Annotated in this window: 17 protein-coding genes; 11 read left to right on the top strand and 6 right to left on the bottom strand. The window is 71.6% G+C overall.

All coding sequences use genetic code 11. The annotated features are described in order from the left end of the window. Window positions 1-3 precede the first annotated feature (3 nt). The 3 genes from ACIQTP_RS28925 to ACIQTP_RS28915 all read left to right on the top strand — a co-directional run bounded on the left by ACIQTP_RS28925 (window position 4) and on the right by ACIQTP_RS28915 (window position 2409). Window positions 4-705, top strand: a complete 702-nt coding sequence (locus ACIQTP_RS28925; protein ID WP_403404996.1) for a 1,4-alpha-glucan branching protein — start codon at window positions 4-6, stop codon at window positions 703-705. 285 nt (window positions 706-990) lie between these two features. Further along, a complete protein-coding gene (locus ACIQTP_RS28920) occupies window positions 991-1536 on the top strand; it encodes a hypothetical protein (RefSeq protein WP_403404993.1) in 546 nt (181 codons plus the stop codon). 132 nt (window positions 1537-1668) lie between these two features. Next, window positions 1669-2409, top strand: coding sequence for an SDR family NAD(P)-dependent oxidoreductase (locus tag ACIQTP_RS28915; protein ID WP_403404990.1), 741 nt, complete (start codon window positions 1669-1671; stop codon window positions 2407-2409). Between the two features lie 60 nt (window positions 2410-2469). On the opposite strand, the gene ACIQTP_RS28910 is transcribed toward ACIQTP_RS28915, so the two are convergent. Both ACIQTP_RS28910 and ACIQTP_RS28905 read right to left on the bottom strand, forming a co-directional pair. After that, window positions 2470-2649: a hypothetical protein gene (locus ACIQTP_RS28910; RefSeq protein WP_075032584.1), complete on the bottom strand. Its 180-nt coding sequence runs from the start codon at window positions 2647-2649 to the stop codon at window positions 2470-2472. Window positions 2650-2876: 227 nt separating this feature from the next. After that, the gene (locus ACIQTP_RS28905; RefSeq protein WP_403405175.1) at window positions 2877-3161 is read right to left on the bottom strand and encodes a winged helix-turn-helix transcriptional regulator; all 285 of its coding nucleotides are present in this window, start codon (window positions 3159-3161) and stop codon (window positions 2877-2879) included. Between the two features lie 281 nt (window positions 3162-3442). On the opposite strand from ACIQTP_RS28905, the gene ACIQTP_RS28900 reads away from it, so the two are divergent. Next, window positions 3443-4018: a carboxymuconolactone decarboxylase family protein gene (locus ACIQTP_RS28900; RefSeq protein WP_403404987.1), complete on the top strand. Its 576-nt coding sequence runs from the start codon at window positions 3443-3445 to the stop codon at window positions 4016-4018. A 35-nt stretch (window positions 4019-4053) separates the two neighbouring features. Here ACIQTP_RS28900 and ACIQTP_RS28895 read toward each other — a convergent pair whose 3' ends face one another. Then, complete coding sequence (locus tag ACIQTP_RS28895) at window positions 4054-4929, bottom strand: undecaprenyl-diphosphate phosphatase (protein WP_402049563.1); 876 nt, start codon at window positions 4927-4929, stop codon at window positions 4054-4056. Window positions 4930-5262: 333 nt separating this feature from the next. Between ACIQTP_RS28895 and ACIQTP_RS28890 the strand changes: the two genes are divergently transcribed. Genes ACIQTP_RS28890 through ACIQTP_RS28880 form a run of 3 tightly spaced genes read left to right on the top strand, consistent with a single transcriptional unit; the run spans window position 5263 to window position 8131 of the window. Next, the gene (locus ACIQTP_RS28890; RefSeq protein ID WP_403404984.1) at window positions 5263-6465 is read left to right on the top strand and encodes a Gfo/Idh/MocA family protein; all 1203 of its coding nucleotides are present in this window, start codon (window positions 5263-5265) and stop codon (window positions 6463-6465) included. Continuing rightward, a complete protein-coding gene (locus ACIQTP_RS28885) occupies window positions 6462-7403 on the top strand; it encodes a PmoA family protein (protein ID WP_403404981.1) in 942 nt (313 codons plus the stop codon). Before ACIQTP_RS28890 ends, ACIQTP_RS28885 begins: the two co-directional genes overlap by 4 nt. Beyond that, window positions 7400-8131 carry a cupin domain-containing protein gene (locus ACIQTP_RS28880; protein ID WP_403404978.1) on the top strand — a complete coding sequence of 244 codons (732 nt, stop codon included), beginning with the start codon at window positions 7400-7402 and terminating at the stop codon, window positions 8129-8131. Before ACIQTP_RS28885 ends, ACIQTP_RS28880 begins: the two co-directional genes overlap by 4 nt. 66 nt (window positions 8132-8197) lie before the next feature. Here ACIQTP_RS28880 and ACIQTP_RS28875 read toward each other — a convergent pair whose 3' ends face one another. Beyond that, on the bottom strand, window positions 8198-8659 hold the full coding sequence (locus tag ACIQTP_RS28875) for a helix-turn-helix domain-containing protein (protein ID WP_168507045.1): 462 nt from the start codon (window positions 8657-8659) through the stop codon (window positions 8198-8200). Window positions 8660-8761: 102 nt separating this feature from the next. Between ACIQTP_RS28875 and ACIQTP_RS28870 the strand changes: the two genes are divergently transcribed. Then, the gene (locus ACIQTP_RS28870; protein WP_403404975.1) at window positions 8762-9931 is read left to right on the top strand and encodes a thiolase family protein; all 1170 of its coding nucleotides are present in this window, start codon (window positions 8762-8764) and stop codon (window positions 9929-9931) included. A gap of 71 nt (window positions 9932-10002) precedes the next feature. Here the strand turns inward: ACIQTP_RS28870 and ACIQTP_RS28865 are convergent, their stop codons facing one another. After that, window positions 10003-10782, bottom strand: a complete 780-nt coding sequence (locus ACIQTP_RS28865) for a TVP38/TMEM64 family protein (protein ID WP_402049545.1) — start codon at window positions 10780-10782, stop codon at window positions 10003-10005. A gap of 49 nt (window positions 10783-10831) precedes the next feature. Between ACIQTP_RS28865 and ACIQTP_RS28860 the strand changes: the two genes are divergently transcribed. The 3 genes from ACIQTP_RS28860 to ACIQTP_RS28850 all read left to right on the top strand — a co-directional run bounded on the left by ACIQTP_RS28860 (window position 10832) and on the right by ACIQTP_RS28850 (window position 14004). Next, window positions 10832-11566 (top strand): DNA alkylation repair protein, encoded by a 735-nt coding sequence (locus ACIQTP_RS28860; RefSeq protein ID WP_403404973.1) that lies wholly within the window; start codon window positions 10832-10834, stop codon window positions 11564-11566. Between the two features lie 318 nt (window positions 11567-11884). Then, window positions 11885-13057, top strand: a complete 1173-nt coding sequence (tuf, locus tag ACIQTP_RS28855) for an elongation factor Tu (RefSeq protein WP_402049539.1) — start codon at window positions 11885-11887, stop codon at window positions 13055-13057. A 101-nt stretch (window positions 13058-13158) separates the two neighbouring features. After that, a complete protein-coding gene (locus ACIQTP_RS28850; protein ID WP_402049536.1) occupies window positions 13159-14004 on the top strand; it encodes a spermidine synthase in 846 nt (281 codons plus the stop codon). Here the strand turns inward: ACIQTP_RS28850 and ACIQTP_RS28845 are convergent. Beyond that, window positions 13966-15282, bottom strand: a complete 1317-nt coding sequence (locus ACIQTP_RS28845) for an MFS transporter (RefSeq protein ID WP_403404971.1) — start codon at window positions 15280-15282, stop codon at window positions 13966-13968. The two genes, ACIQTP_RS28850 and ACIQTP_RS28845, sit on opposite strands and share 39 nt — an antisense overlap. Window positions 15283-15287: the final 5 nt, after the last annotated feature.

The following is a 15287-nucleotide window of genomic DNA, read 5'->3' as shown; positions in this document are numbered from 1 at the left end:
AGCATGGCTGTGATCTACAAGACCACGATGACGCCCAGCAAGCTGGAGCTCCTTACCGCCTGGCTTCCCAGGCAGCCGTGGTACATCGGCATGTCGAGTGAGCCGCACCTCACCAAGGCCGGCGGGTTCCGGCTCGATGATCCACAAGGGGAGGTGGGAATCGAGTTCATGGTGGTCACGGACACCTCCGGCGAGCGACCGCGCTCCTACCATGTGCCGCTCAGCTACCGCGGGGCGCCGCTCGACGGAGCCGACCGGGCGCTGATCGGCACGTCCGAGCACGGGGTGTTGGGAACGCGATGGGTGTACGACGGGACCCATGACCCGGTCCTCGTCGCTCAACTGCTCGATCTCCTCCAGGGCCGCGCGGTGCCGCAGGCGCAGAGCGAGACCAACACCCCCGCCCCCTCCGTCACGAGCCACTTCACCGGGGCCGGTTTCTCGACCGTGATCGCTTCGACAGCCGTCGACGACAGGCAGCACGGCACCGCCATCGTGGTGGAGACCAAGGAAGAAGCGGGGCCGCACTGTCGGTTGGCCGGTGCCGTGACCATCGACGTGATGCGTGTCCTCCGGCCCGACACGCAGGATTCCCCAATCCGGGTGGACCGCGCGGCCCGAGGACGTGTCGTTGCCGACTGGCGCTCGCAGAACGGCGACGAGAGCCGCGGCCTGTTCGTCATCCTGCGCGACACAGTGCGTTGACCGGACTGTCGTGAGGGGGAACGGGCGGCTGAGCGGCGTCGGCGGGAGAACCGGCGCGGTCGGTCGAGCGCGATGCTCGCCAACTCGGCCGCGCATCGGCGAAGCGGTGATCAAGGCAGCACATCGGCCAAGACCGCGCATCGGCCAAGACCGCGCATCGGCCAAGTGGTGGTCAAGACCGCGCATTCTCGAACTCTCGCGTATTGACCTTGTGTTCCGCTCGGAGTTGGATCTCGCCTGCCCGTCGGGGCGTCGCGGCGTCGGGGCGGTGAGAGGGGTACGACGGTGGCTGGTGACGCCCGCGACGGGTTGATACGCGTGGTGTATCTGGAGCGGATCTCCGCGCTGATGATGGCCGCGGGCGCGGTGCTGTCCGAAGCGGTGCTGCTTGCCCTGGCCGGCACGGCTCACCAGGCCGAGACGCTGATGGTGGGATCGACAGCGCTCGTCTTCGTGTCCGTGGTGCTACTGCCGATGGGTCTTCGTCTCCCCGCCCGCCTGCGCCGCACCTATGACGATGCCACGCCGATCGAGAGCGTCGCCGAACCGCGCGACGGGCAGGACGCGGTGCGGCGGCTGTCGCTGCGGCGCATGGCGGGATTCGCGGGTGTCATGGCCTGCTGGCTGCTGTTCATCGGCCTGGCGACCCATCAAGTGCTGCCGCCGGTCATGCTGGTCACGCTTGCCCTGACCCAGTGGGCTCGGTCCCGGGCGACCTTGGGCTGGGAGCGCGCGAACGGGGCCGTGCTGTGGCAGGGCGTCCCGGGGCTGCGGGGCCCCCGAGGCCGTGTGTTCCGCGTGCCGCACGTCGCCGCAGACGCCGTCGCCTAGGACGTATCCATGAGGGCGTGTTGGCGCACTCTCACCCCTTGCCCGGCGGTGCGTCCTCGATCGTAGAGTGATCGACGACGAGTACGGGCTCGATACGGACCCGGGTTGCCCGCTCGCCACCAGGAGGTACGTATGACACGCCATGTCACCGTCGTCACGGGCGGCAGCCGGGGGATCGGTGCCGCGACGTGCGTGCGTCTCGCGGCGGACGGACACGACGTGGTGGTGGGGTACGTGCGCGACGGCGCCGCCGCGGAGTCGACCGCGAGCGCCGTCCGCGCGGCGGGGGCCCGCTGCGTCACGGTACGCGTGGACACCTCCGACGAGGACGACGTCGAGCGGCTCTTCGACACGGCGGCGGACCGGCTCGGGCCGGTGACGGGCCTGGTGAACAACGCCGGCGTGACCGGTCCGCTCGGCAGGCTCGCGGACACCGACCCCGCCGATCTACGGCGTGTGGTGGAGGTCAACCTGCTGGGCACGCTGCTGTGTTCGCGACGCGCCGCCCGGTCCATGGCGGCCTGGGGGAGCGGCGTCATCGTCAATGTGTCCTCGGCGGCGGCCACACTCGGCAGCCCCGGTGACTTCGTCCACTACGCGGCCACCAAGGCCGCCGTCGACGCCCTGACGATGGGTCTGGCCAAGGAACTCGGCCCGGACGGCATCCGCGTCAACGCGGTCGCACCCGGCATGATCGCCACGGAGATGCACGCCACCAGCGGAGATCCGGGCCGCGCCGAGCGCGCCGCCTCGTCGATTCCGCTGCGCCGCGTCGGTCAGGCCGAGGAAGTCGCCGCGGCCGTCGCGTGGTTGATGTCGCCCGACGCGTCGTACACGACGGGGGCGGTGTTGCGGGTGTCCGGGGGACGGTGAGCCCCGACAAGGGTGCCGGTCATCGACCCTCGGACTTCGTGCGGGTCCCCATGCCCGATCTCACGCGGCCTCGACGACCTCTCCGCGTATCGCTTCCGCCCACTTCACGACCAACAGCTCGTACTCCGCGCGCTCCTGGGCGGAGAGGGAGCCGCCCGCGCGCATCCACAAGGCGCGGATCTGCTCGTTCAGCGCTGCAGCGGACCGCACGGAACCAGAGGACATTAAATCGGGGGACATGCGCATCAGCCTAGGGGCAAGGACTGACACTGCGCTACCGGGCGGCTACTCATCCCGTATGCGGTTCGTCACGGCCGACGCGGAGTGACGCGAACGGGCGCAGCCGACCCTTACGACGACACACTGGCCCCGGAGTTGAGCGCTCCCGAAGACCTCGTCGACGGCGGCCGGATCGTCGGTCGGTGGTGCGCTGTCGCCCGACTTGCGCCGAGGCGGCCGGGATCCGCTCACCCCCGCTCGGCCCAGGCGCGGGACCAGTCCAGCAGCGGGCCCATCGCGGTGACCAGGTCGTCGCCGAGCGCGGTGAGATGCCACGCCGGCTGCGCCGCCGTCGCTGTCGACGCGGCGATGCCGGCCTCGCGGAGTTCCGTGAGGCGCGTGGAGAGGACGCTGGACGACATGTCGTCGCAACGGCGCTGGAGGTCCCGGAAGCCGATCGGGGAGCCGTTGCCGTGCAGTTCCCAGATGACCCGCAGCGTCCAGCGCCGGCCGAGCAGATCCAGCGCCGCCATGACGGGGCGACCGGTGGCCGAGCCGCGCACGGGGCGGCCTGGAGCGGGAGTGCTCGATGCGGGGCTGACGGGGGCGGGGGCGTCCGCGTCCTGAGGGGGGCTGCCGGGAACCGAGGCGGCCATGCCCTCGAACGGGCTGCCGGTGCCCGGACCGCCCCGCCGCGCCATGCCGGAAGCCGAATCGTTCGACGCGGGTGTCGTGCCCAAGTGAGTACCTCTCGCTGGGAGTCGCTCATCTCCCACCCTTGCGCTTCGATTTCAGAAGCGCAAGGCTGCGAGTCATGAAGCAGCGCATCGACGGCGTCACACCGCCCTACGAGCCCGAGACCGACCGCGCGTTGCACCGGTGGATGCCGCCCGGTGTCGCCCGTGAACCCCTGATGCTGTTCAAGGTGCTGGAGCGCCACCCGGAACTCGCCTCACGCATGCGGGCACTGGGCGCGGGCCTCCTCGTCCACGGCCGGCTGAGCGACGCCGACCGAGAACTCGTCATCGCCCGCGTCGCCGCCCGCGCCGGATGCGCGTACGAGTGGGGCGTCCACATGGCGACGTACGCCGAGACGGCCGGACTCACCCCGCGGCAGGTGACGCTCACGGCGACCGGCGGACCCGACCATCCGGCCTGGTCCGAACGGCAGGCGGCACTGCTCCGGGCCGTCGACGAGCTGCACGACACGGCCCGGGTGAGCGACGCGGCCTGGAGCGGACTGCGGGAGCACCTCGACGAGCCCGAAGTCCTTGAGCTGCTGGTTCTCGCGGGCTGGTACCGCACGATCGCCTACGTCGCCAACGGCGCGCGGATCGGGCCGGAACCCTGGGCGCTCGCCCTGCCCGGGACGGACCGCCCGGGCGCCTGAAGGGTGGTGAGCCGTCGGCCCGCGGACGGGAACGGTCAGCCCGCGGACTCGGCCGCGTGCGGGCTCAGCCCGCCGGTCGAGACCAGCGCGATGATGACGATGCCGAGCGCGATCCGGTACCAGACGAACGGCATGAAGCTCTTGTGCGAGATGAACTTCATGAACCACGCGATGACGGCGTAACCGACCGCGAACGCGATCACCGTCGCGAAGATGGTCGGCCCCCACGCCACATGGCCGTTCGCGGTGGCGTCCTTGACCTCGAAGGTGCCCGAGGCGAGCACGGCCGGCATGGCGAGGAGGAAGGAGTAACGGGCCGCCGCGGCACGGGTGTAGCCCATGAAGAGGCCGCCGCTGATGGTCGCGCCGGACCGGGAGACACCGGGGATCAGGGCCATCGCCTGGCAGACGCCGTACAGCAGGCCGTCCTTGACGTTCAGGTCCTCGAGTGCCTTGCGCTGCTTGGGCGCACGGTGTTTTCCGCCGGTCTCGTCACGCGCGGCGAGCCGGTCGGCGATGCCGATGACCACGCCCATGACGATGAGCATCGTCGCGGTGATCCGCAGATCGCGGAACGGGCCCTCGATCTGGTCCTTGAGCGTCAGGCCGAGCACGCCGATCGGTATGGAGCCGACGATGACCAGCCAGCCCATCTGGGCGTCGTGGTTCCGCCGCATCTCCTTGTTCGTGAGCGAGCGGAACCACGCCGCGAGGATCCGGCCGACGTCCTTGCGGAAGTAGATCAGTACCGCCGCCTCCGTGCCGAGCTGCGTGATCGCGGTGAAGGCCGCTCCGGGGTCCTCCCAGCCGGAGAACGCCGCCGTCAGGCGCAGATGCGCACTGGAGGAGACGGGAAGGAATTCGGTCAGCCCCTGGACGAGTCCGAGGATGAGGGATTCAAACCAAGACATGAAGTGAGACGGTCCAAGCGCTGATCGGAAAGGGGCGATGGGCACGCCGAGCCGCTGTGGGCGGTGATCACGGGTGTTGGTGGCAGCGTAGCGTCCCCCAAGGACGGCTCGGCCACAGGGGTTTCGTGGGCGGAAGGCGGGCGGGCGGTGACGGTCCTGTGCCGACCCGGTGGGCAACGTCGTCCACGGTGTGACCGGGGTGTTGACCTGCCGCTGGACCGGCACATACGTTGCAACAGAAGAGAAAGCGCTTGCTGTCGCCGGTTCCGTTTCGGTGACACCATGCGTTGGCCAACGTCTGACGTCACGTCCGATGGAGCGCTGATCACGCACATGAGTAAGAGCACCGAGTCCGCCCCCAACCGCCCCGCGACCCCGTTCGAGGGCCGCCGCATCCGGGCCGCCGTCATCGGTACGGGCGCCATCGCGCGCGGGAGCCATGTTCCCGCGCTCGCCCGGCTCGCCGAGGAGGGCGAGACGGAGATCGTCGCCGCGGTCGACATCGCCGAGGACGCCGTCCGGAAGTTCTGCGCCGAGGCGGGCATCCCGCACGCGTACACCGATCTGGACCGCATGCTGGAGGAGCAGCGGCCGGACCTGGTCGCCATCTGCACCCCGCCGACCCTGCACCGCGACCAGACCGTCGCCGCGCTGCGCGCCGGGGCCTGGGTCTGGTGCGAGAAGCCGCCGGTCCTGACGCTCGCCGACTTCGATGCCGTCGAGGCGCAGGAGGGGAAGGACGGAGGCCCGTACGCGGCCATCGTCTTCCAGCACCGGTTCGGCTCGGGGTCCCGGCACGTGCGGCGCCTCATCGCCGAGCGGACCATGGGCCGCCCGCTCGTCGCGCACTGCCAGACCACCTGGTACCGCAACGCCGCGTACTACGCAGTGCCCTGGCGCGGGCGATGGGAGACCGAGGGCGGCGGCCCCGCGATGGGACACGGCATCCACCAGATGGACCTGCTCCTGGACCTGATGGGGCCGTGGAGCGAGGTGCGGGCCATGGCCGGGCGCCTGGTCCACGACGTGGAGACGGAGGATGTGTCGACGGCCCTCGTCCGCTTCGAGAGCGGAGCGCTGGCCACGATCGTCAACAGCGTCCTGAGCCCGGACGAGGTGAGCCGCATCCGTATCGACTGCGAACGCGCCACCGTCGAGCTCACGCACCTCTACGGCCACAGCAACGACAACTGGCGTATCACCCCGGCCCCCGACGTGTCCGACGGCGACGTGGCGGTCTGGCGGGACTTCGGTACGGACGTGCCCAGCTCGCACCTGGAGCAGCTGCGGGAACTGGTCGCGAGCATGCGCGCGGGTGAGCGGCCGCGCAGCAGCGGCGCCGACGGGCGCACCAGCCTGGAACTGATCACCGCGCTCTACAAGTCGGCGTTCACGGACACGACCGTCCGCGCGGGGGAGGTCGGGCCCGGGGACCCGTTCTACACGGCCCTGCACGGCGGCGCGCCGGGCTGGGCGCCGCCCGCCGCGTCCACCGGCGAGTCCGCGACCACCGTGAGTCAGGAGGCGTCGGCATGACCGAGTCCGCGCAGGGCGCGCTGTGTATCGTCCACACCCATGGTGATCGCGTCACGATCAGCGACACGACCACCGGCGTGGACCTGTTGAGCTACGTCTACCGGCCCGAGGCGGCCTGGGAGGCCCCCAAGCCGTATCTGCACCCCCTCAGGACGCTGGCCGGTGACATCGTCACGGACTACCGGCCCAACGACCACCGCTGGCACAAGGGCCTCCAGATGACGGCCTCCCACCTGTCGGGCTCCAACCTGTGGGGCGGCAACACCTACGTCCACGGGGAGGGATACCTCGAACTCCCGGAGCGCGTCGGGTCGATGGCCCACGTCGGCTTCGGCGAGGTGGTCTCGGACGGGGACCGCGCGGTCATCGCCGAGCGTCTCACCTGGCATCCGTACGACGGTGAGCTGTGGGCCGAGGAGGAGCGCCGCGTCGAGGTGCACGACGTCGATCCCGCGTCGGGTTCCTGGGCGCTGACCTGGACGACCGCGGTCACCAACCGGCGGGACGAACCGCTGCGCTTCGGCAGCCCGACCACCGCGGGGCGGGAGATGGCCGGCTACACGGGCCTGTTCTGGCGCGGGCCGCGTGCCTTCCGGGACGGCCGGATCATCGGCCCCGACTCCGAAGGGCCCGGCCTGATGGGGCAGCAGGCGCCCTGGCTCGCGTACTCCGGCGAGCACGACGGCGCGGACGGCCACGCGACCCTCGTCTTCGCGCACGCTCCCGAGAACGACCACACCGGGGAGGCGGGGGTGCACCCGGCCCACTGGTTCGTGCGCAACGAGCCGTTCGCCGCCGTCGCCCCCTCCTTCGCCTTCTTCGACGAGCTCGAACTCGCCCCCGGCGACACCCTCACCCGCCGCTACCGCGTCGTCGTGGCCGACGGGGCCTGGGAACGCGAGGAGGTCGCCAAGTACCTGGAGGAGCACCCGTGGTGAGCGGCGCGCACGAGAACCCGGTCTTCACCGGGCTGCCGGGCGCCGTCGCCGTCTCGCACCTCTGCGTGTACGACTGGCCCGCCGCCGACGGAGTCTCCGGCGGAACCCCCCATCTGCATCTGACCTGTTCGGAGGCGTACGTCGTCACCGGCGGGCGCGGAGCGGTGCAGACGCTGACGACGTCCGGGTACGAGGTCACGCCGCTCGAACCCGGCACGGTCACGTGGTTCACGCCCGGCACCATCCACCGCCTGGTCAACGAGGACGACCTGCGCATCACCGTCCTCATGCAGAACAACGGTCTCCCCGAAGCGGGTGACGCGGTGCTCACCCTGCCCCCGGAGTACCTGACCGACCCCGAGACGTACGCGGCCGCGACGGTCATCCCGGCCGACGCGCCCGAGAAGGAGCAGGAGCGGATCGCCCGGGCCCGACGGGACCTCGCTCTGGAGGGCTACCGGGCGCTGCGCGCGGCGGACGGGCCCGAGCCGCTCGCCGCGTTCCACAGGGCCGCGGCCGCGCTGGTGCGGCCCCGGCTCGCCGAGTGGCGCGAGCGGTGGCGGCGCGGTGCCGAGGCCGCCGCCGCGGCCACGGGAGAGCAGCTCGACCGGCTGGAGCGGGACGACGTCTCCCACCTCGCCGACGCCCTCGTACGGGCTGAACAGCCGTCCGCGCACGGCAAGTTCGGGATGTGCGGACGGCTCGACGTCTACAAGGGGACCGATTAGCCCCTGAGGGGGTTCTTCCGGGCCCGCGCCACCGCGGGTCCGCCCCGAGCCGGTGCGGGGCCGTCCCTACGCCACCGCAGGCCCCGTCGCCGTCCAGCCCGGGGTCTGCGGGTGGGCCGTCAGATGGCCGTGCTCGACCACCTCGCCGCACTCCCGGCACACGACCTGCGGGACCAGTTCATGGCCGCAGGTGTGCTCGAGGACCATGGGACGGAAACCGCCCTCCTGGAGATGACGGTCGCCCCACGCCATCAGCGTGTGCAGCACCGGCTCCAGTTCCAGTCCGGCCCGGGTGGGCCGGTACTCGTAGCGCTTCGGGCGGTCGCTGTACTCGACTTTCTCCAGTACGCCCGCGTCGACGAGCCGTTTCAGGCGGGCGGTGAGCACATCGCGCGGTGCGCCGATGTTGCGGACGAGCTGGTCGAAGCGGGTGGCGCCGAGCGACACCTCGCGCAGTACCAACAGGGAGTACTTCTCGCCGACGAGAGCGAGCGTATCGGCGATCGAACAGGGGCGGGCGTCCTTCATGCCACCAGTCTAGGGGGTGGGTTGGTTTGTCCAACCCACTGAGTTACTCTTGAGTCACCTAGTGGGTTTGGAAAACAAACTCAGTGAGTTTGGAGATCAAACATGCGTGACGCCGTCATCGTCGAAGCCGTACGCACCCCCATCGGCAAGGGCAAGCCGAACGGCTCCCTCGCCCACGTCCACCCCGTGGAGCTCCTCGCCCACACGCTGCGCAGCCTCGTCGAGCGCTCCGGAGTCGATCCGGCGCTGATCGACGACGTCATCGGCGGCACCGTCAGCCAGGTGGGCGAGCAGGCCGCGAACATCACCCGGTACGCGGCGCTCTCGGCGGGCTTTCCCGAGACGGTGCCCGCGACCACCGTGGACCGCCAGTGCGGCTCGTCCCAGCAGGCCGTGCACTTCGCGGCCCAGGGCGTCCTGTCGGGGGCGTACGACATGGTCGTCGCCTGCGGTGTGGAGTCGATGAGCCGTGTGCCGATGGGCTCGAACGTCCGAGGCACCGAGGATCCCTTCGGACCCGGGATCGCGGCGCGCTTCCCCGAGGGCCTGGTGCCGCAGGGCATCAGCGCCGAGCTCATCGCCGCCAAGTGGGGCCTGTCGCGCGCGCAGATGGACGCCTTCGCGGCGGCCTCGCACCAGAAGGCGGCCGCGGCCTGGGGCAAGGGCCTCTTCGACACCGAGATCGCACCCCTGGAGGGCGTGACGCGCGACGAGAGCGTCCGGCCCGCCACGACCACGGAGATCCTCGCCGGACTCAAGCCCGCCTACTACGACCCGGCCTACGCCGAGCGCTTCCCGCAGATCGACTGGTCCGTCACGGCGGGCAACGCGAGCCCGATCAACGACGGCGCGTCGGCCGTGCTGATCACGTCGAGCGAGACCGCGGCCAGGCTCGGCCTGCGCCCGCTCGCCCGCCTGCACAGCTTCGCCGTCACCGGCTCCGACCCGCTGCTGATGCTCACGGGCGTCATCCCGGCCACCGAGAAGGTGCTCCGCAAGGCGGGGCTCACCCTCGGCGACATCGACCTCTTCGAGGTGAACGAGGCCTTCGCGAGCGTGGTCCTGACCTGGCAGCAGGAGACGGGCGCGGATCTGTCCCGGGTCAACGTGCACGGTGGGGCGATCGCGCTCGGCCACCCGCTCGGCGCGAGCGGCACCCGGCTGACGACCACCCTCGTGCACGCGATGCGCGAGCGCGGCGCCCGCTACGGCCTGCAGACGATGTGCGAGGCGGGCGGACTCGCCAACGCGATGGTCATCGAGGCCGTGTAACCCCGGACGGCCCGGTTCGGCCCCCTCCCCGAGAACCGCCGTGCCGCAGACTGATCAGTCCCGGAGGCCGATCAGTGTCCGCGCAGGTGGTGGCGCTTGCGCCAGGCCACCACCGCGCCGACCAGGGCCGGCAGCGCGATGAAGCCCATGGCGATCAGGAAGGCGGGGGAGGTCGGCGCCGAGGCCCGGGCGCCCGCGACGGCGTACGCGGCGGTGTTCGGGATCGATCCCAGGGCGGTGGCGAGGAGGAACGGCAGCCAGCCCATGCGGGAGACGGCCGCGCAGTAGTTCGCCGCCCAGAAGGGCACGCCGGGGAAGAGCCGGGCCATCATCATCGTGCGGAAGCCGTGCCGGCTGAGCTGTCCGTCGGCCGCCTTCAGCCAGCGGGCGCGCAACAGCGGCCGCAGCGCGTCCTGCCCGAGGATCCGGCCGAGCCCGAACGCCACGCCGGCGCCGAGCACCGTGCCCGCGAGCGCGGTGCCGAGGCCCAGCTGCGAGCCGAAGAGCGCGCCCGCCGCGAGGTTGAGCAGCGGCCGGGGCACGAACGCCACCGTGCACAGTCCGTACGCCACCGCGAACACCACGGCCGCCGCGGCGCCGCTGAGCTGTGGCGGCCAGCCGTCGGACAGCAGCCGCTGCGGTTCGAAGAGCAGCACGCTCGACGCGGCCGCCGCGAGCAGCACCAGCAGCAGGGAGAGCCGGGACCAGGGCGAGAGCAGGACTCTCGTGCAACGGGCGGCGAGGCCCGTGGGTGTGGAGACGGCGAACTCCGCGGCGAGGGAGAGCTCAGCGACGGGAGCCGGGGGAGCGGCTGTGGCGGTGCCCCCAGAGCGGGTGGTGGCATCGAGCATTCGGCGACACTAACCGACCCGTGTGTGTGATCGCCGTATGGTTCGTCTCATGGGCGTCACAGCTTCCGGAACGTCGGGTGCGCGGTTCGAGGTGCCGAACAGCTCCCTCGCGGACACCGTGCTGGAACGGCTCACCACGGCCTACGGCGCGGCGGCCGATCCGGAACGGGCCGTGTCCATGCGCGCGTACATGAAGGACGTCGCCCCCTTCCTCGGTCTGACCACGCCCGATCGTCGCGCGCTGTCCCGCACGGTCCTCCTCGGAACAGCGGCCCCTGCAGAGGCCGACTGCACCGCCGTGGCCCTGCGCTGCTGGGCGCTGCCGCAGCGCGAGTACCACTATTTCGCCGTCGACTACCTGAGCCGCCATGTGAGGCAACTCTCCTCCGGTTTCCTCCCGGTGACGTGCCATCTCGTCGGCACGGTCTCCTGGTGGGACACCGTCGACGCACTCGCCTCCCACGTGGTGGGAGGCCTCGTGGCCGCCGATCCGAAGCTGAAGAGCGACATGGACGCGTGGATCGAGGACGAGGACCTGTGGGCCGCCCGTACGGCCCTGCTCCACCAGCTCCGTTACAAGGAGGCGACCGACACCGAGCGGCTCTTCGCCTACTGCGTACGGCAGTCCGGACATCCCGACTTCTTCGTCCGCAAGGCGATCGGCTGGTGTCTGCGCGAGTACGCGAAGACGGATCCGGAGGCGGTACGGGCCTTCGTCGCCCGGGAACGGGGGCGGCTCGCGCCCCTCTCCGTACGTGAGGCGCTCAAGAACATCGGCCCCTGACACACCGGCAGAGACACCCGCCACACCCGCCCTCGTGGCGAGAAAAACCATTCGACGTGGCCGGATACGTCGGCGATGATCGCCTCATGTTCCGGCACGCCTTCCTCTTCGCAGCATCCGCAGTCGCGGATGCGCCGAAGGCTGCCGTCCCGATCATCGTGGCCGCCGTCGACGGCGCCCGAAGCTGACCCTTCCCGGATCGTCCGGCGGACCCCGCAGGGGGAGGGTCGGCAAGTCCTTGGGGTCCCCGTCCCGGCCGCTGAGCGCCGGGGCCATCACTCAGCTCCGCTGACACTCAAGAGGCTTCGAGGTACCGCCATGCCCAAGACGGCATACGTCCGCACCAAACCGCACCTGAACATCGGCACGATGGGTCACGTCGACCACGGCAAGACCACCCTGACCGCCGCCATCACCAAGGTCCTCGCCGAGCGCGGCTCCGGCACGTTCGTACCGTTCGACCGGATCGACCGGGCGCCGGAGGAGGCCGCGCGCGGCATCACCATCAACATCGCGCACGTCGAGTACGAGACCGACACCCGCCACTACGCGCACGTGGACATGCCGGGTCACGCCGACTACGTCAAGAACATGGTCACCGGGGCCGCGCAGCTCGACGGGGCGATCCTCGTCGTCTCCGCGCTCGACGGGATCATGCCGCAGACCGCCGAGCACGTGCTGCTCGCCCGGCAGGTGGGTGTCGACCACATTGTCGTCGCCCTGAACAAGGCCGACGCGAGTGGCGACGAGGAGCTCATCGACCTCGTGGAGCTGGAGGTCCGCGAGCTGCTCTCCGCGCACGGCTACGGCGGCGAGTCCGTACCCGTCGTACGGGTGTCCGGCCTCAAGGCTCTTGAGGGGGACCCCCGTTGGACCGCGGCGATCGACGCGCTGCTCGACGCGGTGGACACGTATGTGCCCATGCCCGAGCGGTACCTCGACGCGCCGTTCCTGTTGCCGGTCGAGAACGTGCTCACGATCACCGGGCGCGGGACGGTCGTCACCGGCGCGGTCGAGCGCGGCACGATCCGGGTCGGCGACCGCGTCGAAGTGCTCGGCGCGGCCGTCGACACGGTGGTGACCGGCTTGGAGACCTTCGGCAAGCCCATGGACGAGGCGCAGGCCGGGGACAACGTGGCGCTGCTGCTGCGCGGGGTGCCCCGCGACGCCGTACGCCGCGGGCACATCGTCGCCGCGCCCGGCAGCGTCGCCCCCAGCCGTCGTTTCTCGGCCCAGGTGTACGTCCTGTCGACGGGCGAGGGCGGCCGTACCACGCCCGTCTCCACCGGGTACCGGCCCCAGTTCTACATCCGCACCGCGGACGTGGTCGGCGACGTCGACCTCGGCGAGCGGGCGGTCGCCCGGCCCGGCGACACCGTCGCGATGACGGTCGAGCTCGGGCGCGAGGTGCCGCTGGAGCCGGGGCTCGGCTTCGCGATCCGCGAGGGCGGCCGGACCGTCGGCGCGGGGACGGTGACCTCGGTGGGCTGACGGCCGAGAGGCAGGACGAGGGTGCCCGCTCCCGCAACGGGGGAGCGGGCACCGGCTCGTACCGATGACCGCGCTCCTGGAAGGGGCGGCACAATGGACCCGTGGACGAGCCGATACCCGTGACACGGACCGTGGATCACGGAACCGCCAAGCTGATGCCGGACGTGGACCGGAGGCGGGCCTGGCTGCTCACGGTCGACGCCGCACCGCAGTCGTACGTCGATCTGGACGAGCCGACCCATCTGGAGTTCGAGTACGCCCGACGGCTCGGGCACGTCCTGGACACCGTCGTGGAGCCGGGCCGGCCCCTGGACGTGCTCCACCTCGGCGGGGGAGCCCTGACGCTGCCCCGCTATGTGGCCGCGACCCGCCCCGGCTCACGGCAGGACGTGGTGGAGGCCGACCTGGGTCTGCTGGAGCTGGTCCGCGAGCACCTGCCCTTGCCCGAGGACACAGGCATCACGCTGCACGGCGCGGACGCGCGAGGCTGGCTCGAATCCGCCGCGCCCGCCTCCGCCGACATCGTGATCGCGGACGTCTTCGGCGGCGCGCGCGTCCCGGCGCACCTGACGTCCACGGCGTACGCGCGCGCCGCCACGCGCGTGCTGCGCGAGGGCGGCGTCTATCTGGCCAACCTCGCCGACGCCGCGCCCTTCGCCTTCCTGCGCTCCCAACTCGCCACGTTCGCGACCGTGTTTGAGGAGCTGTCCCTGATCGCCGAACCCGGCGTGCTGCGCGGCCGGCGCTTCGGCAACGCGGTGCTCGTGGCCTCCCACCGCCCGCTCGACACGGCCGTTCTCGCCCGCCGCACGGCCGCCGACGCCTTCCCGGCGCGCGTCGAAAGCGGCGCCGCGCTGCGGGAGTTCATCGGCTCCGCCGCACCCGTACGTGACGAGGACGCGGTTCCCTCACCCGAGCCGCCCGGCGGTGCCTTCAGCATCGGCTGACCGCAGCTCGACCTCCGCCACCGGTGACCACTGGGCCACCGGCTTGCTCCGCCGGGTCAGATTCCGCACGTCCGGCACGCACAGCACCGCCGCCGTGACCACGACGACCAGCGCCGAACAGCCCCACAGGGCGGTCGTACGCCCGAAGGCCTGTTCCGCCGGGCCCGCCAGGGCGGTGGCCAGCGGGACCATCGCGATCGAGCCGAACCAGTCGTACGCCGAGACTCGGGAGAGCTTGTCCTCGGGGATCTCCTGGTGCAGCGAGGTCATCCACGACACCCCGAACACCTCGATCGCCGCACCGCTGACGAACATCACGGCACACAGGGGACCCACCGGGACCGGTACGGCGAGCGCGGCGGCCGGAGCGGCGAGCGGGAAGACGCAGAGGGTGCCCGCGAGGAGGAGCCGGCGGGGCTTCCAGCGGGTCATCAGCAGTGCGCCGCCAACGGTTCCGGCACCGAATGCGACGAGCGCGAGCCCCCATGGCCCCGGGCCGCCGAGGCTGTCCCGGGCAACCAGCGGACCGTAGACCGCGTCGGCGGCGCCGACGACCGCGACCACCACGGAGAACTGGGCGACGATCGTCCACAGCCACGGCCGTCCGACGAACTCCCGCCAGCCCTCGCGGAGATCGGAGAGCAGCCCGCCGCCGGGCTCGCGCGGCGGTATGTGACTCACGTCGAGGAACGAGCGCAGTGCCCCGGCGACCGCGAACGCCACCGCGTCCACGGCGAGCACCCAGCCGGGTCCGACCACGGCCACCATCGCCCCGCCCAGGGCGGCGCCGCCCAGGCCGGCGCCCTGCATCGCCATCCGGAACACGGCGAAGGCGCGGCTCGCCTGCTCCCCGTTCACCGAGGACATCAGCATGCCCTCGGCCGCCGGGCCGAAGAACGCCTGCCCGGTGCCGCCGAGCGCGGACAGCAGCATCATCTGCCACAGCCGCGCCTCACCGGCGAGGACGAGGACCGCGAACACCGCCTGCGAGACGCAGTTCAGGGCGTTGGCCGCGACCATCACCCGGTGGCGCGGCAGCCGGTCCGCGACCGCTCCGCCGATCAGCAGGAAGAGCACCAGCGGCAGCGTCCGAGCCGCCGCCACCAGCCCCACGTCACCCCCGTTGCCGCCCGCCTCGAGCACCGCGAACGCCGCGGCGATCAGCGCGCCCTGGCCGCCCAGGTTGGTGAAGACCGCGGCGGCGGTCAGCAGGGTGTAGTTGCGGCCCGCCCAGGTGGGGCGGCGGGAGCGGCGGAAGGCGTCGGCGGCGGAGGTCACCGGCC

This window comes from Streptomyces sp. NPDC090798 (assembly GCF_044768965.1).
Classification (GTDB): Bacteria; Actinomycetota; Actinomycetes; order Streptomycetales; family Streptomycetaceae; genus Streptomyces.
Note: the sequence above shows the minus strand (reverse complement) of the source record. Positions and strands in the feature narration are given on the sequence as shown.

What these genes read in the sequence shown, in the direction of transcription:
- ACIQTP_RS28910 (WP_075032584.1), bottom strand. Translation starts at nt 2,649, where the DNA reads ATGTCCCCCGATTTAATGTCCTCTGGTTCCGTGCGGTCCGCTGCAGCG.
- ACIQTP_RS28885 (WP_403404981.1), top strand. Translation starts at nt 6,462, where the DNA reads ATGACCGAGTCCGCGCAGGGCGCGCTGTGTATCGTCCACACCCATGGT.
- ACIQTP_RS28875 (WP_168507045.1), bottom strand. Translation starts at nt 8,659, where the DNA reads ATGAAGGACGCCCGCCCCTGTTCGATCGCCGATACGCTCGCTCTCGTC.
- ACIQTP_RS28925 (WP_403404996.1), top strand. Translation starts at nt 4, where the DNA reads ATGGCTGTGATCTACAAGACCACGATGACGCCCAGCAAGCTGGAGCTC.
- ACIQTP_RS28915 (WP_403404990.1), top strand. Translation starts at nt 1,669, where the DNA reads ATGACACGCCATGTCACCGTCGTCACGGGCGGCAGCCGGGGGATCGGT.
- ACIQTP_RS28895 (WP_402049563.1), bottom strand. Translation starts at nt 4,929, where the DNA reads ATGTCTTGGTTTGAATCCCTCATCCTCGGACTCGTCCAGGGGCTGACC.
- ACIQTP_RS28870 (WP_403404975.1), top strand. Translation starts at nt 8,762, where the DNA reads ATGCGTGACGCCGTCATCGTCGAAGCCGTACGCACCCCCATCGGCAAG.
- ACIQTP_RS28890 (WP_403404984.1), top strand. Translation starts at nt 5,263, where the DNA reads ATGAGTAAGAGCACCGAGTCCGCCCCCAACCGCCCCGCGACCCCGTTC.
- ACIQTP_RS28865 (WP_402049545.1), bottom strand. Translation starts at nt 10,782, where the DNA reads ATGCTCGATGCCACCACCCGCTCTGGGGGCACCGCCACAGCCGCTCCC.
- ACIQTP_RS28905 (WP_403405175.1), bottom strand. Translation starts at nt 3,161, where the DNA reads ATGGCGGCGCTGGATCTGCTCGGCCGGCGCTGGACGCTGCGGGTCATC.
- ACIQTP_RS28900 (WP_403404987.1), top strand. Translation starts at nt 3,443, where the DNA reads ATGAAGCAGCGCATCGACGGCGTCACACCGCCCTACGAGCCCGAGACC.
- ACIQTP_RS28860 (WP_403404973.1), top strand. Translation starts at nt 10,832, where the DNA reads ATGGGCGTCACAGCTTCCGGAACGTCGGGTGCGCGGTTCGAGGTGCCG.
- tuf (WP_402049539.1), top strand. Translation starts at nt 11,885, where the DNA reads ATGCCCAAGACGGCATACGTCCGCACCAAACCGCACCTGAACATCGGC.